Source organism: Arthrobacter sp. NPDC089319, from assembly GCF_040684925.1.
Taxonomy (GTDB): Bacteria; Actinomycetota; Actinomycetes; order Actinomycetales; family Micrococcaceae; genus Crystallibacter.
Genome location: NZ_JBFBGZ010000004.1, coordinates 1 through 22,172 on the forward strand (window position 1 = coordinate 1; position 22,172 = coordinate 22,172).

The 22,172-nt window shown below is 65.8% G+C and carries 17 protein-coding genes and 2 tRNA genes; 16 read left to right on the top strand and 3 right to left on the bottom strand.

What is annotated here, in order from left to right:
• Nucleotides 1-211: 211 nt before the first annotated feature.
• Nucleotides 212-421: a hypothetical protein gene (locus AB0N75_RS06875; protein ID WP_364647072.1), complete on the bottom strand. Its 210-nt coding sequence runs from the start codon at nt 419-421 to the stop codon at nt 212-214.
• A gap of 473 nt (nt 422-894) precedes the next feature.
• Here AB0N75_RS06875 and AB0N75_RS06880 point away from each other — a divergent pair.
• The 8 genes from AB0N75_RS06880 to AB0N75_RS06915 all read left to right on the top strand — a co-directional run bounded on the left by AB0N75_RS06880 (nt 895) and on the right by AB0N75_RS06915 (nt 8,138).
• Nucleotides 895-965, top strand: a tRNA-Gly gene (locus AB0N75_RS06880).
• Nucleotides 966-1,100: 135 nt separating this feature from the next.
• A tRNA-Pro gene (locus AB0N75_RS06885) sits at nt 1,101-1,173 on the top strand.
• 54 nt (nt 1,174-1,227) lie between these two features.
• A complete protein-coding gene (gene tig, locus AB0N75_RS06890) occupies nt 1,228-2,667 on the top strand; it encodes a trigger factor (protein ID WP_364647075.1) in 1,440 nt (479 codons plus the stop codon).
• 541 nt (nt 2,668-3,208) lie between these two features.
• Complete coding sequence (locus tag AB0N75_RS06895; protein WP_364647861.1) at nt 3,209-3,826, top strand: ATP-dependent Clp protease proteolytic subunit; 618 nt, start codon at nt 3,209-3,211, stop codon at nt 3,824-3,826.
• A 40-nt stretch (nt 3,827-3,866) separates the two neighbouring features.
• Nucleotides 3,867-4,538, top strand: a complete 672-nt coding sequence (locus tag AB0N75_RS06900) for an ATP-dependent Clp protease proteolytic subunit (RefSeq protein ID WP_127513688.1) — start codon at nt 3,867-3,869, stop codon at nt 4,536-4,538.
• A gap of 209 nt (nt 4,539-4,747) precedes the next feature.
• Nucleotides 4,748-6,040: an ATP-dependent Clp protease ATP-binding subunit ClpX gene (gene clpX / locus AB0N75_RS06905; protein WP_364647078.1), complete on the top strand. Its 1,293-nt coding sequence runs from the start codon at nt 4,748-4,750 to the stop codon at nt 6,038-6,040.
• 60 nt (nt 6,041-6,100) lie between these two features.
• A complete protein-coding gene (clpX, locus tag AB0N75_RS06910) occupies nt 6,101-7,396 on the top strand; it encodes an ATP-dependent Clp protease ATP-binding subunit ClpX (RefSeq protein ID WP_364647081.1) in 1,296 nt (431 codons plus the stop codon).
• 121 nt (nt 7,397-7,517) lie between these two features.
• Entirely contained in the window at nt 7,518-8,138 is a 621-nt protein-coding gene (locus AB0N75_RS06915) for a DsbA family protein (protein ID WP_364647084.1), read from the top strand.
• 350 nt (nt 8,139-8,488) lie between these two features.
• On the opposite strand, the gene valS is transcribed toward AB0N75_RS06915, so the two are convergent.
• Nucleotides 8,489-11,113 (bottom strand): valine--tRNA ligase, encoded by a 2,625-nt coding sequence (gene valS, locus AB0N75_RS06920; RefSeq protein ID WP_364647087.1) that lies wholly within the window; start codon nt 11,111-11,113, stop codon nt 8,489-8,491.
• A gap of 150 nt (nt 11,114-11,263) precedes the next feature.
• Here valS and AB0N75_RS06925 point away from each other — a divergent pair, with 150 nt between their 5' ends.
• From AB0N75_RS06925 to ndk, 8 genes are all read left to right on the top strand, one after another.
• Nucleotides 11,264-11,632, top strand: a complete 369-nt coding sequence (locus AB0N75_RS06925) for a DUF488 domain-containing protein (RefSeq protein WP_364647088.1) — start codon at nt 11,264-11,266, stop codon at nt 11,630-11,632.
• Nucleotides 11,633-11,645: 13 nt separating this feature from the next.
• Nucleotides 11,646-12,209 carry a hypothetical protein gene (locus AB0N75_RS06930; RefSeq protein WP_364647090.1) on the top strand — a complete coding sequence of 188 codons (564 nt, stop codon included), beginning with the start codon at nt 11,646-11,648 and terminating at the stop codon, nt 12,207-12,209.
• Nucleotides 12,210-12,376: 167 nt separating this feature from the next.
• Nucleotides 12,377-13,120, top strand: coding sequence for an SDR family oxidoreductase (locus AB0N75_RS06935; protein ID WP_364647092.1), 744 nt, complete (start codon nt 12,377-12,379; stop codon nt 13,118-13,120).
• Between the two features lie 212 nt (nt 13,121-13,332).
• A complete protein-coding gene (locus tag AB0N75_RS06940) occupies nt 13,333-15,033 on the top strand; it encodes a DUF222 domain-containing protein (protein WP_364647094.1) in 1,701 nt (566 codons plus the stop codon).
• A 418-nt stretch (nt 15,034-15,451) separates the two neighbouring features.
• Nucleotides 15,452-18,742, top strand: coding sequence for an isoleucine--tRNA ligase (gene ileS, locus AB0N75_RS06945; protein ID WP_364647096.1), 3,291 nt, complete (start codon nt 15,452-15,454; stop codon nt 18,740-18,742).
• Nucleotides 18,743-18,755: 13 nt separating this feature from the next.
• Nucleotides 18,756-20,108 carry a Mur ligase family protein gene (locus AB0N75_RS06950; RefSeq protein ID WP_364647099.1) on the top strand — a complete coding sequence of 451 codons (1,353 nt, stop codon included), beginning with the start codon at nt 18,756-18,758 and terminating at the stop codon, nt 20,106-20,108.
• Nucleotides 20,109-20,116: 8 nt separating this feature from the next.
• The gene (locus AB0N75_RS06955; RefSeq protein WP_364647102.1) at nt 20,117-20,596 is read left to right on the top strand and encodes a DUF4233 domain-containing protein; all 480 of its coding nucleotides are present in this window, start codon (nt 20,117-20,119) and stop codon (nt 20,594-20,596) included.
• A 105-nt stretch (nt 20,597-20,701) separates the two neighbouring features.
• Nucleotides 20,702-21,118, top strand: a complete 417-nt coding sequence (gene ndk, locus AB0N75_RS06960; protein WP_364647105.1) for a nucleoside-diphosphate kinase — start codon at nt 20,702-20,704, stop codon at nt 21,116-21,118.
• 162 nt (nt 21,119-21,280) lie between these two features.
• Here the strand turns inward: ndk and AB0N75_RS06965 are convergent, their stop codons facing one another.
• Nucleotides 21,281-21,955 carry a vitamin K epoxide reductase family protein gene (locus tag AB0N75_RS06965; RefSeq protein WP_364647108.1) on the bottom strand — a complete coding sequence of 225 codons (675 nt, stop codon included), beginning with the start codon at nt 21,953-21,955 and terminating at the stop codon, nt 21,281-21,283.
• Nucleotides 21,956-22,172: the final 217 nt, after the last annotated feature.

The window sequence follows — 22,172 nt, forward strand, 5'->3', positions numbered from 1 at the left end:
ATCGCCTGCACGCGGATTTGGGCGATGTTCAGGTCCGCGGTGTCCTCGCGGTTGATCCGGTCCAGGATCAGCGCTCTTTCAGTCTCCGTCAGCGCGGCCGGCTGGCGCCGGTCTTTGTGCGGGACCGGCGTCGGGCAGGGCAGTGGCGGATTCCGGTACCGGTACCAACTGGCCCGGGCAACACCGAGCAGGCTGCAGGCCCGGTCAACGCCTACTCCGGCGTCGACGAGTCCGGTGACTGCGTCGTTTCGGAAGTGTCTTTCAGCGGTTCCGGCTCCGCGCTCTCGGCAAGTTTCTCCAAGAGCGCGTGCGCTTTTCCCATGGACTCAAGTGCGGCGTTCAGGACCTCGCGGTCGGCCTGTGCCTTGGCCAGTTCCCTGCGCAGCCGCGCGATCTCGGCGCTCTGCCGATTCGGCGTCACAGCTGACTTCCCGGTCCGTGGCCTGTTGCCCTTGGGGCCGGGTCCGAATTCATCATGGTCCCGAGCATAGGCCCACCTGCCGATCGTGGAAGAGCCAAGTTTGTGCCGGCGAAGCACCTCGCCCTTCGACCCGTTTGGCGCTGCCTCGTACTCCGCAAGGATCTCCATTTTCTCAACAACAGTCCGGAAAGGGCCACGACGAGCTGATTTGGTCATTTCCTACATCTCTCCATCAGCCCTCATGAAACGGAATCGTCTCATTTCAGGTTGACAGAGAGGGATAGGCCCTGTCCTCGACGATTAACCCTGCCCTCGGCGACGAACCCTGTCCTCACCGGAGCGTTGCGCGCGGGGGCCGAGAGGCGGCCCGGGAGTGGCGCGGGGTAGCCGGATGGGCCGACCGGACGCGATGACCCGCAGCAGCGCCGATTTGTTGAACGGGGCCGCCGTCGTGCTAAAGTTTCAACGTCCTCGGGGATGTAGCTCAATGGTAGAGCCTCAGTCTTCCAAACTGATTACGCGGGTTCGATTCCCGTCATCCCCTCTGCAGTGAGAGGCGGTCCAGAAGGGCCGCCTTTTCTGTTAGCGGCTGCAGTGCCAGGGTTTCATCGGCGCAGCAGCACCGCGGACCGCAATTGTGCAGCAAGCCGGGATAGCCCGTAGACTTGCGTGTGCACTACGGGGCGTAGCGTAGTGGCTAGCGCGCCTGCTTTGGGAGCAGGAGATCGCAGGTTCGAGTCCTGTCGCCCCGACTCTGTATTCTTGGTGCAGATTCAACCCCTATAGCTATCAGGAGTCCTAACGCTGTGAAGAGCGCTGTCGAAACCCTCACCCCCACCCGGGTCAAGCTCAACGTTGAGGTCCCCTTTGAGGAACTCAAGCCCAGCATCGACGCGGCGTACAAGACCATCGCGGGCCAGATCCAGGTTCCCGGCTTCCGCAAGGGCAAGGTTCCCGCCAAGCTGATCGACCAGCGCGTTGGCCGCGGCTACGTCATCGAGACCGCCATCAACGAAGGCCTGAACGGCTTCTACCAGGGCGCCATCGAAGAGACCGGCATCCGCCCGCTGAGCCGCCCCGAGGTTGAAATCACCGAGGTCCCGGACCCCACCGCCACCGAGGGCCAGCTGGCCTTCCATGTGGAGGTTGACATCCGCCCCGAGATCGAGCTGCCCGAGTACGCCGGCCTCGAGGTCACTGTGGAAGCCACCGAGGCCTCCGATGAAGACGTGCAGAAGGCGCTGGACGACCTGCGCGGCCGCTTCGGCACCCTGAAGACCGTTGACCGTCCGGCCGCTGCCGACGACTTCATCACCATGGACCTGTCTGCCAAGGTGGACGGCGAAGAGGTTGATTCCGCCGCCGACCTGTCCTACCAGGTAGGCGCCGGCACCATGCTCGAGGGCCTGGACGAGGCCGTCACCGCGCTGAGCGCCGGCGAAGACGCCACGTTCGAGACCAAGCTGGCCGGCGGCGAGCACGCCGGCCAGGACGCCACCGTCACGGTGACGCTCAAGGCCGTCAAGGAGCGCGAGCTGCCCGAGGCCGACGACGACTTCGCCCAGCTGGCGAGCGAGTTCGACACCATCGCCGAGCTGAAGGAAGACCTGGCCAAGCAGGCTGCCGACGCCAAGGTCATGGAGCAGGGCATTGAGGCCCGCGACAAGGTGCTGGACAAGCTCATGGAGCTGGTTGAGGTTCCGGTGCCGGATTCCGTCGTCGAAGAGCAGATGGAACAGCACTTCCGCCCGGAGAACAGCCACGGTGAAGACCACGACACCGAGGAGCACCGCGCCGAGGTCCGCGAGAACACCGCGAAGGCTTTCCAGAACGAGATCGTGCTGGACGCCGTGGCCGACAAGGAAGAGCTGGGCGTCAGCCAGGCCGAACTGATCGACTACATCGTCTCCTCCGCCGGCCAGTATGGCATGGACCCGAACCAGTTCGCGCAGCTGCTGGACCAGTCCGGCCAGGTCGGCATGATGGTGGGCGAAGTCCGCCGCCGCAAGGCCCTGGCCAAGGTGCTGGAGCTGGCCAAGGTCACCGACTCCAACGGTGCCGAGGTGGACCTGAGCGACTTCGTCCGCCCCGCCGGCGAAGAAGAGCCGAACATCGAGGACATGATCCAGGCTGCCGAGGCCGGCAGCGCTGAGAGCGGCGATGAAGCCGAAGCAGACGCCGCCGACACCGAGTCGATCGAGGACGCCGACGCTGCCGAAGAGGCCGCCGAGGAAGACAAGAAGTAGGCAGCACACTGCCGCAGGACGGACCGCCGGACTCCCACCAGGGACCGGCGGTTCGCCGCTTTAACTGCCGCACGACGCCGGCGCCCGGCTCGGGCACGAGCGGAGCCGATGCGCGCACGACGGCGGGGCCTGGCCCGGGCACGAGCGGAGCCGATGCGCGCACGACGGCGGTGCCTGGCCCGGGTGGGATGGGTTGCACGACGGCGGTGACTGGCTTGGGGCGGTATAGGTGCCACAACGGCGGCGCCCGTCTCGGCCGCGTGACCTCCGTCCCGCCGGAAAAGACGCGCCGAGCGCATGGTGAACGGCCCTGCGGAAGGCAAGCTCCGGCGTCGTAATTCTGCTGCAGGCAGAGGGTTTTCCCGCGCCAACACTGGCCTGATGCGCCGTCAGCGAACAGTGCGTCGTCAGGGAGGAATCGGGCAGCCGAACACGTTACTGTCCAAGTAGATAAACGACCCGAGGGCCGCCGGATGACGGACTGGCCAGGGGAAGAAGCGAGAGGTATTTCAGCATGTCGAATGAATCCGCCACTCCGAAGATGGCAACGGTCGAGGCCGCCAGCCGCGAAGACTACATCTATAACCGCCTGCTCAAAGAGCGCATCATCTGGCTCGGCTCCGAGGTGCGGGACGATAACGCCAACGCCATCTGCTCGCAGCTGCTGCTGCTCTCGGCCGAGGACCCGGAAAAGGACATCTACCTCTACATCAACTCGCCCGGCGGCTCGGTTACTGCCGGCATGGCCATCTACGACACCATGAAGTTCATTCCGAACGACGTGGTGACCGTGGCAACCGGCCTGGCGGCGTCGATGGGCCAGTTCCTGCTGTCCTCGGGCACCAAGGGCAAGCGCTACGCCACGCCGCACGCACGGATCCTGATGCACCAGCCCTCCGGCGGCATCGGCGGCACGGCCTCAGACATCAGGATCCAGGCCGAGCTGATCCTGCACATGAAGCAGGTCATGGCCGAGCTGACTGCCGAGCAGACCGGGCAGACGGTCGAGCAGATCCTGATCGACAACGACCGCGACAAGTGGTTCACGGCCGAGGAAGGCCTGGCCTACGGGTTCTTCGACAAGATCTCCGCCCACGCCGGCGGTGTCACCGGCGGCGGCGGGACGCGAAACGACTCCGCCCCGGCCACGGAATCCTGAGCCCACGCGCCACCGACCCGAATACAAGCAGGAGAATCTCATGGACTACAACTTCGGTGCCGCTGCCGGCGGTTTCGCCGCGAACATGCCGCAGAGCCGCTATGTGCTGCCCCAGTTCGAGGAGCGCACGCCGTACGGCTTCAAGCGCCAGGATCCCTACACCAAGCTGTTCGAGGACCGCATCATCTTCCTGGGTGTCCAGGTGGACGACGCCTCGGCCGACGACGTGATGGCCCAGCTGCTGGTGCTTGAGTCGACCGACCCGGACCGCGACATCACCATCTACATCAACTCCCCGGGCGGTTCGTTTACCGCGATGACTGCGATCTACGACACCATGCAGTACATCCGCCCGGAGATCCAGACCGTGTGCCTGGGCCAGGCCGCCAGCGCCGCAGCCGTGCTGCTGGCCGCCGGTACGCCGGGCAAGCGTTTGGCCCTGCCGAACGCCCGCGTGCTGATCCACCAGCCGGCGCTGGGCGGCGGCGAACGCGGCCAGGCCTCGGACCTGCAGATCCAGGCCGACGAAGTGATGCGGATGCGTGCCTGGCTGGAGAACGCCCTGGCCATGCACTCGGGCAAGGACGCGGCCCAGGTCAACAAGGACATCGAGCGCGACAAGATCCTCACGGCCGACGGCGCCCTGGAATACGGGCTGATCGACCAAGTCCTGGACTCCCGCAAGATCCACAAACCGGCGATCACCAAGTAATACCGAGTAAGATAGCCGGATTGCCTTCACTGCCCGTGGCGCGTCATATCGCACCACGGGCAGTGTGGTTACTGAAACTGTCGGCGCAGTGAATTAGAGTTGGTGTCAGCTAGCTTCGGCAACGCAGCACCAGCCCGGCATTTCTCGGCGGGGTTGAGGCTACGGCTGCCGCGGCAAGTGCCGACGTAGAACCAAGTAAGGGGACGGATATGGCTCGCATAGGTGAGAGCGCTGACCTGCTCAAGTGCTCTTTCTGCGGCAAGAGCCAGAAACAGGTCCGGAAGCTGATCGCCGGCCCCGGCGTGTACATCTGCGATGAATGCATCGAGCTGTGCAACGAGATCATCGAAGAGGAGCTGGCCGAGGTATCGGACCTGGGCAGCTTCGAACTGCCCAAGCCGCGCGAGATCTTCGATTTCCTGCAGGAGTACGTGATCGGCCAGGAGCCCGCCAAGCGCGCGCTGGCCGTGGCGGTCTACAACCACTACAAGCGCATCCAGTCCGGCCATGCCCCGAAGGGCACCGCCAACCTGTCCGATGCCAGTCCGCTGGAGGACGTGGAAGTCTCCAAGTCCAACATCCTGCTGATCGGCCCCACCGGCTGCGGCAAGACCTATCTGGCGCAGACGCTGGCCCGCCGGCTGAACGTTCCCTTCGCCGTCGCGGATGCCACCGCGCTGACCGAGGCCGGCTACGTGGGCGAGGATGTGGAGAACATTCTGCTCAAGCTGATCCAGGCCGCCGATTATGACGTCAAGAAGGCCGAACAGGGCATCATCTACATCGACGAGATCGACAAGATCTCGCGCAAGAGCGAGAACCCGTCGATCACCCGCGACGTCTCCGGTGAAGGCGTCCAGCAGGCCCTGCTGAAGATCCTGGAAGGAACCGTGGCCTCGGTCCCGCCGCAGGGCGGACGGAAGCATCCGCACCAGGAATTCATCCAGATCGACACCACCAACGTGCTGTTCATCGTGGCCGGTGCGTTCGCCGGGCTGGAGGAGATCATCGGGTCGCGGGCCGGTCGCAAGGGCATCGGCTTCGGCGCCCCGCTCAAGGACGCGGCAGCGGAAAAGGACAGCTACGGCGAGGTGATGCCGGAGGATCTGCTCAAGTTCGGGCTGATCCCGGAGTTCATCGGCCGGCTGCCGGTGATCACCACGGTGTCCAACCTGGACCGGCCGGCGCTGATCAAGATCCTGACCGAACCGAAGAACGCCCTGCTGCGGCAGTACCAGAAGATGTTCCAGTTGGACGGCGTGGAATTGAGCTTCGAGCAGGATGCCCTGGAAGCAGTCGCTGACCTCGCGCTGGAGCGGGGCACCGGTGCCCGCGGGCTCCGGGCCATCATCGAAGAGACGCTGCAGCCGGTGATGTTCGAGCTGCCCAGCCGCGAGGATATCGCCTCCGTGGTGATCACCGCCGACGCGGTGCTGAACAAGGCGGAACCGACGCTGATTTCCCACGACGTAGTGGCCAAGCGGCGGAACAAGTCCGCCTGACACGCCGAACCACCGACGACCACCGCACGACCGCACGAGGACCAGACAAGGGGACACACTATGGCCCGGACCGCCGGAAGCGCGGAGCTTCTCACCTGCTCGTTCTGCGGGAAGAGCCAGAAGCAGGTCAAGAAGCTGATCGCCGGCGGCGGCGTCTACATCTGCGACGAATGCGTCGGGCTGTGCAACGAGCTGCTGGAGGAAGAATTCGGTACCGCGGCGGTCGCCGCCGAATTGCTGGAGCTTCCCAAGCCGCGGGAGATCTTCGGATTCCTGCAGGAATACGTGATCGGCCAGGAGCCCGCCAAGCGCGCGCTGGCCGTGGCGGTCTACAACCACTACAAGCGCATCCGCTCCGGCCACGCCGCACCGGGCAACGCCGCGCTGTCCGCCGCCGGCGAGCTGCAGGACGTGGAGATCGCCAAATCGAACGTGCTGCTGATCGGTCCCACCGGCTGCGGCAAGACCTACCTGGCGCAGACGCTGGCACGCCAGCTGAACGTGCCGTTCGCGGTCGCGGACGCCACCTCGCTCACCGAGGCCGGCTATGTGGGCGAGGATGTGGAGAACATCCTGCTCAAGCTGATCCAAGCTGCGGACCATGACATCAAGAAGGCCGAGCACGGCATCATCTACATCGACGAGATCGACAAGGTGACCCGCAAGGGTGACGGCCCGTCGATCACCCGGGACGTCTCCGGTGAAGGCGTCCAGCAGGCCCTGCTGAAGATCCTGGAAGGAACCGTGGCCTCCGTGCCGCCGCAAGGCGGACGGAAGAACCCGCAGCAGGAGTTCCTCCAGATCGACACCACGAACATCCTCTTCATTGTTGCCGGCGCCTTCGCCGGGCTGGAAGAGATCATCGGCTCGCGGGCCGGCCGCAAGGGCATCGGCTTCGGCGCCCCGCTGAAGGACGCCGTCCAACAGCAGGACAACTACGGTGAGGTCATGCCGGAAGACCTGCTCAAGTTCGGGCTGATCCCGGAGTTCATCGGCCGCCTGCCGGTGATCACCACGGTGTCCGAATTGGACAAGCCGGCGCTGATCAAGATCCTGACCGAACCGAAGAACGCCTTGCTCCGGCAGTACCAGAAGATGTTCCAGCTGGACGGCGTGGAGCTGGCCTTCGAGCAGGACGCGCTGGAGGCGGTCGCCGACCTGGCGCTTGAGCGGGGAACCGGAGCCCGCGGACTGCGCGCGATCATGGAAGAGACGCTGCAGCCGATCATGTTCGACCTGCCCGGCCGCGACGACATTGCCACCGCCGTGATCACCGCGGCGGCGGTCCTGAACGGGACCGAGCCCACGCTCATCCCGCACGATGTGGAAGCCATCCGCCGCCGCGACTCTGCCTGAGCACGCAGCCAGCGTCGCCGCGCTGACATGCGGCCCTCTGGGCTGCGGCGGAACAAATCCTCCGGCCGCGTAGTTACGCACAACAGCACCCATAACCGGTCTCTTGAAGGAGTACTGCCCTATGTCTGAAAACGCTGCACCGTCAACCGTTGACTTCTGGTTCGACCCGGCCTGCCCGTTCGCCTGGATCACCTCCCGCTGGATCCTGGAGGTGGAGAAGGTCCGCGACGTGAAGGTGGACTGGCACGTGATGAGCCTGGCCGTGCTCAATGACGGCCGCGATGAGTTGCCGGATGAATACAAGGAGTTCCTCAAGCAGGCTTGGGGACCGGTGCGCGTGATCATTGCCGCCCAGCAGCTGCACGGCGACGCCTACGTGGGGAAGCTCTACGACGCCATGGGCACCCGCATCCACAACGAGGGCAACAAGGACTACGAGTCCGTCACCGCCGCCGCCTTGGAAGAGGTCGGGCTGCCCGCGGATCTGGCCCGCTTCGCCACCTCGGACGAGTACGACGAGCAGCTGCGCGCCAGCCACGAGGAAGGCATCTCCAAGGTCGGCGACGAAGTAGGAACACCCGTGGTGGCCTTCAACGGCACCGCCTTCTTCGGACCGGTCATGACGCGCATTCCGCGCGGCGAGGACGCCGGCAAGATCTTCGACGGCGCCGTGGCGCTGGCCGAGTTCCCCTACTTCTACGAGATCAAGCGCTCCCGGACCACCAGCCCCAAGTTCGACTGATCGGTTCCGCCGGACACTGCTCCGGCGAGCATCTGCGCTAAACCGACGCGCCATGGCCGGCCGGAAAGAATTTCGGCACAGCTATGGCGTGTCGGCTTGCGCAGGAGTATAAATATCTATACGCATCCACCAAAAGATGCGGGACCGAACACCAAAGATTCAGTGACAAGTAGTGGACAAGTTCCACAAACTGCCAGCCAGTGACGAGGCTAGGAAGACCTGAAAATCAGCGGAGTTCGCGAGACCCAAAGCCGTCACCTTTGGATCAAAAGAGTCGAAGCCCCACCAACGGCGAAACGCTGATGGGGCTTCCCCTCGTTAACGGGTCCGTCTGAACGGCCCGGCAGCGGTTACTCGGCCGCGGCCTCCGCGGCGGCAAGCTCCACCTTGGTGACGGTCAGCTCGCCCTCGGCCTCGGCCAGCATGACCTCGCGGGCATTGCCGGCGGCCTTCAGGTCGCCCAACCCGGCCTCCAGTTGCGCGACCTGGGCGGCCGAACCGCTGATGGTCGCGGTGAGCACCTCGGTGCGCTGTTTGACCTTGGCTTCCGACTTGGCCTTGCGGATGCCACCGAGCGCCAGCCCGACGGTCCCCAGCAGACCCTTGTCCGCGGCCGAGGCAACCGTGGCGAGCCCCGCCGTCGTCGGCCATTCAGCGCGGTGCACGGAGCCGGCGCGCCACCAGCTCCAGACCTCTTCGGTGGCGAAGGGCAGGAACGGTGCGAACAGGCGCAGCAGCGCGTCCAGCGTGGTGGCCAGGGTGGCCAAAACCGAGTCCTGCTCCGCCTGGCCGGCGGCACCGTAGGCGCGGTCCTTGATCAGTTCGACGTAGTCGTCGGTGAAGGACCAGAAGAAGCTCTCGGTGACCTGCAGCGCCCGGGCGTGGTCGTACTTCTCGAACGCCGCCGTGGCGGTTTCCACCACGTCGGCCAGCTGGCCCAGCAGCGAGATGTCCAGCGGGTTGGTGACCACAGCGGCGTCGTCGGCCAGCACCGATGCCTCGGTGGCGCCCAGGTTCAGCACGAACTTGGAGGCGTTGAGCATCTTGATGGCCAGCCGGCGGCCGATCTTCATCTGCGCGACTTCGTAGGCGGTGTCCGCGCCGAGCTTGGCGGAGGCCGCCCAGTACCGGACCGCGTCCGCACCGAACTGCTCCAGCACGTCGGTGGGAACCACCACGTTGCCCTTGGATTTGGACATCTTCTTGCGGTCCGGGTCCAGGATCCAGCCGGAGAGCGCAGCGTGCTTCCACGGCGCGCAGCCGTTCAGCGCGTCGGCGCGCACCGCAGTGGAGAACAGCCAGGTCCGGATGATGTCGTGGCCCTGCGGGCGCAGATCGAACGGGAAGACGTTGTTGAAGAATGCCTCGTCCCGGCTCCACTTGCCCACAATCTGCGGTGTGAGCGAGGAGGTGGCCCAGGTGTCCAGCACATCGGCGTCGCCGATGAAGCCGCCGGGCTGGTTGCGCTGCGATTCCTCGAAGCCCGGGGCCGGCTCGGCGGCCGGGTCGACCGGCAGCATCTCGTCGCTCGGCAGCACCGGGTTGTCGTAGTCGGGGTTGCCGGAGGCGTCCAGCGGGTACCAGACGGGGATCGGCACACCGAAGAAGCGCTGCCGGGAGACCAGCCAGTCGCCGTTGAGGCCTTCGATCCAGTTTTCGTAGCGCGAGCGCATGAACGCGGGGTGGAAGTCGATCTCCCGGCCCCGGCCGATCAGCCGTTCGCGGCGGTCCTCATCGCGGCCGCCGTTGCGGATGTACCACTGGCGCGAGGTGACGACCTCCAGCGGCTTGTCGCCCTTTTCGTAGAAGTTGACCGGGTGGGACATCTTCTTGGGCTCGCCGTCCAGCTCGCCAGCGGCGGTCAGCAGCTCCACCACCTTCTCCTTGGCGGAGAACACGGTTTTGCCAGCCAGCTCGGCATAGTTCGCCTTGCCTGCCTCGGTGCTGATCCACTCCGGCGTCTCGGCCACAATCCGGCCGTCTCGGCCCACAATCGAGCGGGTGGGCAGCTGCAGCTCGCGCCACCAGGTCACGTCGGTCAGGTCGCCGAAGGTGCAGACCATGGCAATGCCGGCGCCCTTGTCCGGCTTGGCCAGCGGGTGGGCCTTGACCTCAACCTCCACGCCGAACAGCGGGGACTTCACGGTGGTGCCGAACAGCTTCTGGTAGCGCTCGTCGTCGGGGTGGGCCACCAGGGCCACGCAGGCCGGCAGCAGCTCGGGGCGGGTGGTCTCGATGTGGACCTTCTTGCCGTCGGCGGTCTCGAAGGCGTAGCGGTAGTAGGCGCCGGGCATCTCCCGGTCCTCCAGCTCGGCCTGCGCCACGGCGGTGCGGAACGTGACGTCCCACAGCGTGGGGGCCTCGGCCATGTAGGCGTCGCCGGCGGTCAGGTTGGCCAGAAAGGCGCGCTGTGAGACCGAGCGGGACACGTCGTCGATGGTCCGGTAGGTCAGGTCCCAGTCCACGGACAGGCCCAGCGTGCTGAAGAGGTTCTCGAAAACCTTCTCGTCCTCCACAGCCAGGGTCTCGCAGAGCTCAATGAAGTTCCGGCGGGAAACGACGTCGAAATCGCGCTGGTTCTTCGCCGGGGTGGCCGGCGGCTGGTAGTCCGGGTTGTACGGCACCGACGGGTCGCAGCGCACGCCGTAGAAGTTCTGGACGCGGCGCTCGGTGGGCAGGCCGTTGTCATCCCAGCCCATCGGATAGAACACGTTCTTCCCGCGCATCCGCTTGTAGCGGGCCAGCACATCGGTCTGTGTGTAGGAGAACATGTGTCCCACATGCAGCGAGCCGGACGCCGTCGGCGGGGGAGTGTCGATCGAGTAGACCTGCTCCCGCGTGGTCTCGGGGTTGAACTTGTAGGTTCCCTCCCCACGCCAGCGCCGGGTCAGGGCGTCCTCAAGGCCTTCGAGGGCGGGCTTGTCGGGAACGTTTACGGAAACGGGCGTGTCTGTGCCCGGGGTATGTTCTGCCATGCTCGCCATTCTTTCATGCCGGGCACGGAATGAAGATTCACGACGGCGGTGCCCGCCTGCCTGCATCGGCGCGCCTCACCCGGACTGCCGATTCGCACGACGGCGGTGCCCGCCCTTCCTGCCCCTGTCCGGCTCGCGTAGCATGCGGCTATGACGGACGTTCAGATCAAGCGGGTCTACGAACCGGCCGACGACGGTGACGGCTACCGGGTGTTGGTGGACCGGATCTGGCCGCGTGGGATCAAGAAGGAGGACGCGGGGCTGGACCTCTGGCTCAAAGAAGCGGGGACATCCGCCGAGTTGCGCAAGGAGTTCAGCCACCAGCCAGAGAAGTTCGAAGCGTTCACTGTGGCGTACCGGAAGGAGCTGGACGGTTCCGAGGTATTGAAGCGTTTGTTGGAGCTGGCCCGCGCGCATCCGAAGCTGTGCCTGCTTTACGGTGCCAAGGATGAGACGCACAACCAAGCGGCGGTGCTGCGGGACTTGATCCTGGAGGAACTCGGCGGGGAATCCGGCTGACATGCCGCGCCGGATGGGGGAGTTGCGTGGCGCCGGCGGCCGGCGGCGGATGAGCCGGGCGCACAACCGCCTCACAGAGGGCGGCACGCGCGGCTCCGGGCGCGGCACCTGGCGCAACGCCGTCCTGACCCTGATGGGTTCGGCGGCTTTGATCGGTTCCATGGCCGGATGCGGGATTATCCCCGGGTTCGAGGCTCCGCCGTGTCTCCCACCGGACTACTCGGTGACCCCCAAGGAGGCGGGTCCGGGGGAGACAGTAACGGTGTCAGCGCGGGACGCTGACTGCGACCCGCGCTACGGCAGCGAGGCCCAGATTGAAGTGATCGTGACAGACGCTTCCGCTGTAGAAGTGCTCCACGAGACCGCCCCGATGAACGACGGCGGCGGCTTTACCTATACCTTTACGGTCCCCGCGGATGCCGCGGCAGGCGAGGGGTCGGTGACTGCGATGCCCTACAACGTCGACTGGTGCGATGACACCGGCCGGAACAACCGCGTATCGGGAGCGGCCGCCGTCGTCGAACTCGAGCGGGTATCGTGCGCGATGCCGCTGAGGCCCCTCCTGATCACCCGGTGACCCCTGCTGATCAAACGGTCATCGCAGCTTCGCTCGGTGAAGTCTCGTTCCTGCCTGTCAGCTATCGCTCGGCCCAGCGGTGACGGACGGATCCCCAAGCATTCCAGCGGCTCGCCGCGGCGTCGTGCTGTAGGCCTCCGTTTTTGTTCGCCATTAGGCTGTGATCCATGACCAAGCGCGCAGTAGTAACGGGAGCAAGTTCGGGGATCGGCGCCGCCACCGTGCGGGCGCTGCGCGGAAGCGGTTGGGAGGTAGTGGCAGTGGCCCGCCGTGCCGACCGGCTTGCCGCGCTCGCCGAAGAAACCGGTGCGGTGGCGATGCCCGGCGATGTGACAGACCAGGCCTCCGTCGATCAATTGGTGGCCGGTGTGCTTGCCGGCGGCGGCGTCGATGCGCTGGTGAACATCGCCGGCGGCGCCTTCGGGGTGGACTCGATCGCCGAAGGAAAGTTCGCCGACTGGGAGAAGATGTACAACGTCAACGTCCTCGGCTCGCTGCGGATGATCAAGGCATTGCTGCCGGCCCTGCGGGATAACGGCGAAGGCTCGGTCGTGTTGCTGACCTCCACCGCGGGGATCGTGGCGTACGAAGGAGGCGGTGGATATGTGGCCGCCAAGTTCGCGCAGCACTCCATGGCCGGTACCCTGCGTCTGGAAGAGGCCGAACATAACGTGCGGGTGATCGACATCCTGCCGGGCTTGGTGCAGACCGAAGAGTTCTCGCTCAACCGTCTCGGCGGCGACCAGGCAGCGGCGGACAAGGTCTACACCGGCGTGGAGAAGCCGCTGCTGGCCGAGGACGTTGCCGACGTGGTGGCCTACTCGCTCAATCTTCCGCACCATGTGAACCTGGATCAGATCGTCATGCGCCCGGTCGCGCAGGCCGCCGCCCACAAGCTGATTCGGAAATAGCGGTAGAGCTTCGAGCTGTCCGGGCTCGGACTCGCGTAGCTCCGGGTTCGGAGTAGCCCAGTTCCGGGTTCGAAGTAGCCCAGCTAGCGGCTCGGGTTGGCTAGCTAGGACTCGTTTCTTCCCGGCACGGCACGGTCGGCACGCCGGCGACTATCCCTACACAATCGAGGAATCCGATTGCTTCGAATCTGTCTTCGAAGAAAAATGGATGTATGGCCAATGCGACGCTCGAACAGGATCCGGGGACACTTGCTTCCCTGGACCGAGTGCGCGTCGACTTGGCCAGCAGAGCGGGCAGCTTCGTCGCTGGAATGGACCAGATGTCTACCCGCGAGCTGGCAGCGACTGTTGCGGCGGTGGAGGACATCTCCAAGATCGTGGAGTTCTTCCAGTTGGCAGGAGCATGGGCAGTAGAACGGGCCGATGTTGCCCGGGTAGGGGAGCGGGACGGACTTTTCGGAGGCCCTGCGGCCGCCGGTTGCCGCGGCGCAGAATCCTCACCGGGTGGTGGCACAGTCCCTGCTGCGGGTGCGGACACGGGGGAGCCAAGTTGGGCGGATCCCGCGGAAGCGCTAAACGCCGGCACCGGTCGGGACGGAACTGACGGGCAGGGGGCGGCGGAGGGCGAGGACGGCAGCGCCCGCAGGGGGACGGAGTTCCGCACGAACGCCGAGTATTTGCGGGCCCGGCTGGGGATCGGTGCGGGCGAGGCAAAGCGGCGGATCAGGGTGGGTCAGGCTGTGCTCGCCGGACGACTGCCTTCAGGCGAGCCCGGGGGCGTCAGGCTGCCGGTGCTTGGGAAGGCGTTGGCCGAGGGCAGGATTGCGGGCCGGGCTGCGTCGCTGATCACTATTGCGGTGGCGCGGGTACGTCCGACTGCCGGGATGGATACTGCGTCGGAGATGGAAGCGGCGCTGGTGCGTCAGGCAGTGGAAGCCGATCAGGACGTATTGGGCAAGGTCGCCAGAATGTGGGAGGCGGCCGCGGATGCGGACGGGAGTGAGCCTTCGGAGGCGGCGCTGCGCGCGAAACAGGGTCTGTTCTATCGGGGGCGGCGCGGCGGCCTGCACTACTTCACTCTGGCGGCAGATGACGCTCAGTACCAGGCGCTGGCGACGGTGATGAATACAGCGACAAACCCGCGGCTGACCGGCGAGAACATCACTGCCGGCAACGGCGCGGGTGTGGCCGCAGGCACCACCGTCGAAGGGGATGGTGAAGTGCCAGGGACCGCCGCGTTCCTGCCCGCTCCCGCGTCCGGGACAACCGATGCGGTGTTTGGGGATGGGACCACGGACCGGGATGCCGCGTTGTTGGATCCGCGGTCGTTTGCGCAGAAGCAATTGGCCGGCCTGGTGGCCGGGTGCGTGGTCGCTTTGTCGGCTGGCAGGCTGCCGGCCACCGGCGGGCACCGCGCCCAGATCATGGTCACCACCGGTTACAAGGAATTGGCCGGCAAGTTGACCGGCCCGGCGCATCCGGTGTTCGGCCATCCCGTCTCGGCCAAGACTGTGCGGAGGCTGGCGTGCGACGCGTCGATCATCCCGGTGGTACTGGGTTCTCAGAGCGAGGTCCTGGATCTGGGCCGCGCGTCGAGGTTCTTCACCCCGGCAGTCCGCAAGGCGCTCGCCGTACGTGACTGCGGGTGCGCGTTTCCCGGCTGCACAATGCCGGCGGTCTGGTGCGAGGCCCACCACGTCGTTCCCTGGTACCGGGGCGGGCGGACAAACGTGAACAACGGCGTACTGCTCTGCATCTTTCACCATGACTTGGTTGAACAGGGCGACTGGGAGATCGCGGTCGAAGACGGCATCCCGTGGTTTATCCCGCCCGGCTACATAGACCCGCACCGCCGCAGGCGACGCAACCAATACTGGCGCACCAAAGTTCCGGATTTGTTGCCGGTTCAGTGAGGACGGTGGGCCGGCGAACCTGGCAGCGGCGGCCTCGCCAGCAAGGAGGCAGGCAAGCCTCGTGTGGGTCCAGGGCTCTCCACCGCGCTGTCGGCCGCGCTGCCGGTCTGCGTTTCGACAGCCACGGCGATGTGGCCCTAAACTTGAGCTACAAGCTTCGACCCGGCCATCACCGGTGAGCTTCCGGAAGAACGGTCCACGCAGCAACACCGGGCCCATTAGAGCCGGACGGGTAAGCCCGTCACAGCAGCGAACGAGTGGCTGTCCCTTTGCACCGGTTCCGGCGCATCAGGCCAGCAAGTGAGGTGGTACCGCGGGTTCGCCCCGGCAGCGGGTTCGGCTTTCAGGCCTAATCGGTGTGCTGGAGCAGGACACGTCCTCGCAGAAGTACCCACACTTGCCGAGCTGTCTTTCCAGGATGACGAAAATGCCACAGATCTATCCCAAGGCCTCCACCGCCGGCGCTGCCGCTGCCGAGAGCTCGCCCAAGTTCCCCGAGATCGAGGAACTGGTGCTCAAATACTGGCAGCAGGACGGCACGTTCCAGGCTTCCGTCGATGCCCGAGATGCCGGCGAAGATGGCGGGAATGAGTTCGTCTTCTACGATGGGCCGCCCTTCGCTAACGGGTTGCCGCACTACGGCCACCTGCTGACCGGCTACGTCAAGGACCTGGTAGCGCGCTACCAGACGCAGCGCGGCCACAAGGTGGAGCGCCGCTTCGGCTGGGACACGCACGGCCTGCCCGCCGAGCTGGAGGCGATGAAGCAGCTGGGCATGACGGACAAGAACCAGATCGTTGCCATGGGCATCGACAAGTTCAACGATGCCTGCCGCACGTCCGTGATGAAGTACGCCGATGAATGGCAGAACTACGTAACCCGCCAGGCCCGCTGGGTGGACTTCGAGAACGACTACAAGACGCTCAATGTCGAGTACATGGAGTCGGTCATCTGGGCCTTCAAGCAGCTGCATGAGAAGGGCCTGACCTACCAGGGCTTCCGCGTTCTGCCCTACTGCTGGCGTGACGAGACTCCGCTGTCCAACCACGAGCTGCGGATGGACGACGACGTCTACAAGATGCGCCAGGACCAGACGGTCACGGTTACCTTCCCGATCCGGGCGGACGACTCGGAGAACCCCTTGGCCGAGGAGCTGGCCGGCGTCAACGCACTCGCCTGGACCACCACGCCGTGGACGCTGCCTACCAACGCAGCGCTCGCCGTCGGCCCTGAAATCAACTATGTGGTGCTGCCGGCCGGACCACACGGGACCCAGGCTTCGGGGGACAAGTTCCTCCTCGCTAGGGATCTCCTGGGCTCCTACGCCAAGGACCTGGGGTACGACGACGCCGCTGCCGCCGCCGAAGCGGTCACCGCCACCTACGCCGGCTCGCAGTTGGCCGGCCTGCGCTATGAGCCGCTGTGGGACTACTACACGGACGCCGAAAAGTGGGGTACCAGCAATGGCTGGCAGGTCGTGGTGGCTGACTACGTGACCACCACGGACGGTACGGGTCTGGTCCACCAGGCGCCGGCGTTCGGCGAGGACGACCAGAAGATCTGCGAAGACAACGGCATCCCGGTGATCGTGTCCGTGGACGAGGGCGCCAAGTTCCTGTCCAATTTCGCCGAGGGACCGCTGGCCGAGATCGCCGGCATGCAGGTGTTCGAGGCGAACAAGCCGATCACCCGTGTGCTGAAGGCCGAGGGCCGGCTGGTCCGGCAGGCCAGCTTCGAGCACAGCTATCCGCACTGCTGGCGTTGCCGCACGCCGCTGATCTACCGCGCCATCTCCTCCTGGTATGTGGAGGTCACCAAGTTCAAGGACCGGATGGTAGAGCTGAACCAGCAGATCAACTGGATCCCGGAAAACGTCAAGGACGGCCAGTTCGGCAAGTGGCTGGAAAACGCCCGCGACTGGTCCATCAGCCGCAACCGGTTCTGGGGTTCGCCCATCCCGGTGTGGGAATCGGACAACCCGGACTACCCGCGCCGCGAGGTCTACGGCTCGCTGGCCGAGCTGGAGGAAGCGTTCGGCACCCTGCCGCGCAATCACGACGGCGAGGTGGACCTGCACCGTCCGTACATCGATGACCTGGTCCGGCCCAACCCGGACGACCCCACCGGCCAGTCGATGATGCGCCGGGTGGAGGATGTGCTGGACGTCTGGTTCGACTCCGGTTCCATGCCGTATGCCCAAGTGCACTATCCGATGGAGAACAAGGACTGGTTCGACAGCCACAACCCGGCGGACTTCATCGTTGAGTACATCGGCCAGACCCGCGGCTGGTTCTACACCATGCACGTGCTGGCCACCGCGCTGTTCGATCGGCCGGCGTTTCGCAACGTGATCAGCCACGGCATCGTGCTCGGCTCCGACGGGCAGAAGATGTCCAAGAGCCTGCGCAACTACCCGGACGTGTCCGAGGTCCTGGACCGCGATGGTTCCGACGCAATGCGTTGGTTCCTGATGGCCTCCCCGATCCTGCGCGGCGGCAACCTGATCGTCACCGAGCAGGGCATCCGCGATGGCGTCCGCCAGGTGATGCTGCCGCTGTGGAACGTGTGGCACTTCTTCAAGCTCTACACCAACTCCGCGAACAACGGCGCCGGCTACGAGGCGGGCTCCGTCCTCGGCGATACCGCCCGGATCGATGGGATGGAGTCGCTGGACCGGTTCATTCTGGCCAACACCGGGGATTTGGTCCGCGATATAACCGCCGCGCTGGACGCCTACGACGTTTCCGGTGCCTGCGACGCGCTGCGCGAGTACCTGGACACGCTGACCAACTGGTACATCCGCCGCTCCCGCCAGCGCTTCTTCGACGAGGACCGCGACGCGTTCGACGTGCTCTACACCGCGCTGGAAACCGTGTGCCGGGTGGCCGCTCCGCTGCTGCCGCTGGTGACCGAGGAGATCTGGCGCGGGCTCACCGGCGGACGCTCGGTCCATCTGACCGACCTGCCCGACGCCGGTGAGTTCCCGCAGTTGGCCGAGCTGGTGGAACTGATGGATACCACCCGGCAGATCTGCTCGTCCGGCTCGAGCCTGCGCAAGGGCGCGAACCTGCGGGTGCGCCTGCCGTTGGCCTCGCTGACCGTGGTGGTCCCGGGTGCCGAGCGGCTCTCCGGCCAGTACGCGGTGATGATCCAGGACGAACTGAACATCAAGTCCGTCCGGCTGATTGACGCCGCCGACGCTTCGCCGGAAGAGTTCGGCATCTCGCAAAAGCTGGTGGTCAATGCCCGGGCCGCCGGTCCGCGGCTGGGCAAGAACGTGCAGCAGGCCATCAAGGCGGCCAAGTCCGGCGACTGGTCGGTGGATGACGCCGGTGTGGTCACCGCTGGGGGACTGGCGCTGGAGCCGTCGGAATACGCGTTGGAAACGGTGGTCGCCGAGGATGCCGCGGCGGGTGCCGCCGTTACCATGCTGCCCGGCGGCGGCTTCCTGGTCCTGGACACCACCGTGACTGCGGAACTGGAGGCCGAGGGGGTGGCGCGCGACTACGTGCGCACCATCCAGCAGGCCCGCAAGGACGCCGGACTGGTGGTCAGCGACCGCATCCGCACCACGGTGACGGCAGACCAGTCCGTGCTGGACGCCCTCACCCTGCACCAGGGGCTGGTCTCGCAGGAAACCCTCACCGTGGACCTTGTCCTGGTGGCCGGGGACGGCGATGCCGTGTCCGTGGAAAAGACCGGATCCTGAAGGGGCACCGACCATGAGTGATGAATTCGGCGTTGAGAGCGTCTACGCGGAACTGCTGGGCCGCGCCCCGGAAAACAAGATGGAACCGCGGATGGAACCGCTGTTCCGTGCGATGGACATCCTGGGCGAACCCAACAAGGCCTTTGCGAGCATCCACCTGACCGGGACCAACGGCAAGACCTCCACGGCCCGGATCATCGAGGCCGGCCTGCGGGCCCACGGGCTGCGCACCGGCCGCTACACCAGCCCGCACCTGTCCAAGGTCACCGAACGGATCAGCATCGACGGCGAGCCCGTCGCGGACGAGACGTTTGTCCGGGTCTGGGACGAGATCCGGCCCTACCTGGACATAGTGGACCAGGAGCTGAACGCCGAGGGCGAACCGCGGCTGACCTACTTCGAGTGCGTGACCATCCTCGCCATCGCCATCTTCGCCGACGAGCCGGTTGAAGTGGCGGTGGTCGAGGTCGGTCTGGGCGGCGTCACCGACGCCACCAACGTGGTGGACGGCCAGGTCTCGGTGGTCACGCCGATCTCGCTGGACCACACGGACCTGCTGGGGGACACCACCGCGGACATCGCCCGGGAGAAGGCCGGCATCATCAAGAGCGGCGGCTTCCTGATCAGCGCTGCCCAGCCGCTGGACGCGGCCGAGGTGCTGCTGGAACAAGCGCGCGATGTGCAGGTACCGTTCCGCTTCGAAGGCGTGGAATTCGGCGTCGAGTCCCGTAAGGTGGCGGTCGGCGGCCAGCAGCTGACTATCAACGGGCTGGCCGGCCGCTACGAGGACCTGATGCTGCCGCTGCATGGCGCGCATCAGGCCCAGAACGCCGCGGTGGCCGTGGCTGCGCTGGAGGCGTTCCTCGGCGGCGGGGAGAAAGAGCTTAACGTCGAGGTGCTCCGCGAGGCGTTCCTGGAGGTCACTTCGCCGGGCCGGCTGGAAGTGGTCCGGACCGCGCCCACCATCATCGTGGACGCCGCCCACAATCCCGAGGGGATGAAGGCCAGCGCGCAGGCCATCCTGGAGGCGTTCAACTTCACCACGCTGGTCCCGGTGGTCGGCGTGCTGCAGGAAAAGGACGCCATCGGACTGCTCCAGCAGTTGCGCGAGCAGCTCAAGGACCTCACCGACGAAATCTGCGTCACCACGTCCAACTCGCCCCGGGCCATCCCGGCCGAGCAGCTGGCCGAGGACGCCATGGCCGCCGGTTTCCCGGAGGACGCCGTCCACATTGCGCCCCGGCTGGATGACGCCATCGAATGGGCCGTGGGACGGGCCGAAGCCAACAACGACCTCTCCGGCGGCGTGCTGATCACGGGGTCCATCACCCTGGTCGCCGACGCCCGTATCCTGCTAGGAAAGTAACAAGATCCATGGCCAAACTGACCAAAGCCCAGCGCGAATGGCGTCCGGACACGCCCAAGAAACGGCGTTCGATCAAGACCATGTTCGCCTCCACCGTGCTGCTGCTGGAAGCCTTCGTTGCTTTCTTCGCCACGCTGGTGGTGTTCGGGCTCTACCGCGATGAGGTGTCGCCGGCGCTGATCCTGAGCCTCGGGATCGGCCTGAGCATCGTGCTGGTGCTCTGCTGCGCGCTGCTGCGCCGCCCCGCCGGCTACGCCATCGGCTGGGGACTGCAGGTGCTGCTGATCGCTACCGGCATCGTCGAACCGGTGATGTTCGTGGTCGGGCTGCTCTTCGCGCTGTCCTGGTGGTACGCGGTACGCACGGGCGGCCGGCTGGACCGCGAGAACGCACAGCGCGACGCTGAGCAGGCGGACTGGGAGCGCCAGCACGGCGGGCAATCAGGGGAATCAGGGGAAGCAGGCGCCGCAGCCGGCGACGTCCGCTGATCCGCACGCCTACCCATCGGCCGCGGCAGTTCCGTCCGAATCGGGGGCTGCCGGCCCGTCCCGTAGGATAAAACGGGGTTAATCGTGAAGCGAAGAGGAGAAATTGTGAGCGTTGAACGCACACTGGTACTGGTCAAGCCTGACGGCGTATCCCGCGGTCTCACCGGCAGCATCCTGGCCCGCATCGAGGCCAAGGGCTACACGTTGGCCGAACTGAAGCTGGTGGAACCCACCCGCGAGCTGCTGGAGAAGCACTACGAAGAGCATGTCGGCAAGCCGTTCTACGAGCCGCTGGTCGAGTTCATGCTCTCCGGCCCGGTGACCGCCGCAGTGTTCGAGGGACACCGCGTGATCGAAGGCTTCCGGTCGCTGGCCGGCACCACCGACCCCACCACTGCCGCCCCCGGCACGATCCGCGGCGACTTTGGCCGCGATTGGGGCGTCAAGGTGCAGCAGAACCTGGTCCACGGCTCGGATTCGCCGGAGTCCGCCGAGCGCGAGATCGGCATCTGGTTCTCCTAGGCCCAGCGCAACCAGACCCAGCCCAACGCACAGAGGCCGCGCCCCCGAATGAACGGGGACGCGGCCTCTGGCCGTCAAACCGAACCCGGCTGAGCCGAAAATCAGCTGGGCCGAAAATCAGCTCAGCCGGAGATCAGCGCCAACGGATTCGGCGCAGCAACATCAGCCCAGGAACGCGTCGATGAAGGCCAGGAAGATGGTCCCGGCGGTCACGATCCAGAGCAGCGCCGTGATGGTCCAGGCCCAGCTGCCGACAAAGCGGACCACGCCGGCGGGCGCCTTGATGACCCCGTGCGCCAGGTTCCGCGCCGTGGTGTGGACCATCATCGCGATCATCGCGGCCCAGACTCCCATGCAGTACAGGCACAGGATGTGGATGTCGTAGAGCGCCTGGCTCCACAGCCAAACGATAAAGACGAAGCCCAGCGTGACGCCGGTCTGCAGGCCGATCCAGTACCAGCGGCGGAACCGTGCCCCGGCAAGGATCGCCACCGCCGTCGTCACGGGAACCGCGAAGGCGACGATGCCGATCAGCGGATTGGGGAAGCCGAAGAGCGAGGCCTGCCAGTGCAGGAACACCTTGCCGCAGGAGACCCACGGGTTGATGTCGCAGCTGGTCACGTGGCCCGGGTCCTGGTAGGTGGCCAGCCGCTCCAGCACCAGGATGCCGGACATGATCCAGCCGAAGACGCCGGTGACCAGCAGCAGCCAAGCGAACGGCTTCTCCCGGGCGATGCCGGGAACCTCGCGGTCCGGGCGGTGGCCGGAGGCGGTGGAGGCCAGGGATGTGGAGGGTTGCGCGTCGGTGTGCACCGTGTTCCTCGAGTTCGGGGGCATTTGGCTCGATTCTACGCCGGAGAGATGAGGCTAATACTCACCAAAACGGACCCGGTGTGAGAGAATGATCGTGGCTGATAGCGGCCCCACATGCTGCTATTGGTCCAGCGACAGGCTTCCAGGTCCGTCGGCGACGCTTCCCGAACAAGGAGCCCATCAATCCGGATGGGCGCTGGGAATCCGCCGGGCGGCCCTGCCGGTGAAGAGAAGATAGATA

What these genes read in the sequence shown, in the direction of transcription:
- AB0N75_RS06930 (WP_364647090.1), top strand. Translation starts at nt 11,646, where the DNA reads ATGGGGGAGTTGCGTGGCGCCGGCGGCCGGCGGCGGATGAGCCGGGCG.
- AB0N75_RS06940 (WP_364647094.1), top strand. Translation starts at nt 13,333, where the DNA reads ATGGCCAATGCGACGCTCGAACAGGATCCGGGGACACTTGCTTCCCTG.
- AB0N75_RS06925 (WP_364647088.1), top strand. Translation starts at nt 11,264, where the DNA reads ATGACGGACGTTCAGATCAAGCGGGTCTACGAACCGGCCGACGACGGT.
- AB0N75_RS06955 (WP_364647102.1), top strand. Translation starts at nt 20,117, where the DNA reads ATGGCCAAACTGACCAAAGCCCAGCGCGAATGGCGTCCGGACACGCCC.
- clpX (WP_364647078.1), top strand. Translation starts at nt 4,748, where the DNA reads ATGGCTCGCATAGGTGAGAGCGCTGACCTGCTCAAGTGCTCTTTCTGC.
- AB0N75_RS06935 (WP_364647092.1), top strand. Translation starts at nt 12,377, where the DNA reads ATGACCAAGCGCGCAGTAGTAACGGGAGCAAGTTCGGGGATCGGCGCC.
- clpX (WP_364647081.1), top strand. Translation starts at nt 6,101, where the DNA reads ATGGCCCGGACCGCCGGAAGCGCGGAGCTTCTCACCTGCTCGTTCTGC.
- valS (WP_364647087.1), bottom strand. Translation starts at nt 11,113, where the DNA reads ATGGCAGAACATACCCCGGGCACAGACACGCCCGTTTCCGTAAACGTT.
- AB0N75_RS06895 (WP_364647861.1), top strand. Translation starts at nt 3,209, where the DNA reads ATGGCAACGGTCGAGGCCGCCAGCCGCGAAGACTACATCTATAACCGC.
- AB0N75_RS06950 (WP_364647099.1), top strand. Translation starts at nt 18,756, where the DNA reads ATGAGTGATGAATTCGGCGTTGAGAGCGTCTACGCGGAACTGCTGGGC.
- AB0N75_RS06900 (WP_127513688.1), top strand. Translation starts at nt 3,867, where the DNA reads ATGGACTACAACTTCGGTGCCGCTGCCGGCGGTTTCGCCGCGAACATG.
- AB0N75_RS06915 (WP_364647084.1), top strand. Translation starts at nt 7,518, where the DNA reads ATGTCTGAAAACGCTGCACCGTCAACCGTTGACTTCTGGTTCGACCCG.
- AB0N75_RS06965 (WP_364647108.1), bottom strand. Translation starts at nt 21,955, where the DNA reads ATGCCCCCGAACTCGAGGAACACGGTGCACACCGACGCGCAACCCTCC.
- ileS (WP_364647096.1), top strand. Translation starts at nt 15,452, where the DNA reads ATGACGAAAATGCCACAGATCTATCCCAAGGCCTCCACCGCCGGCGCT.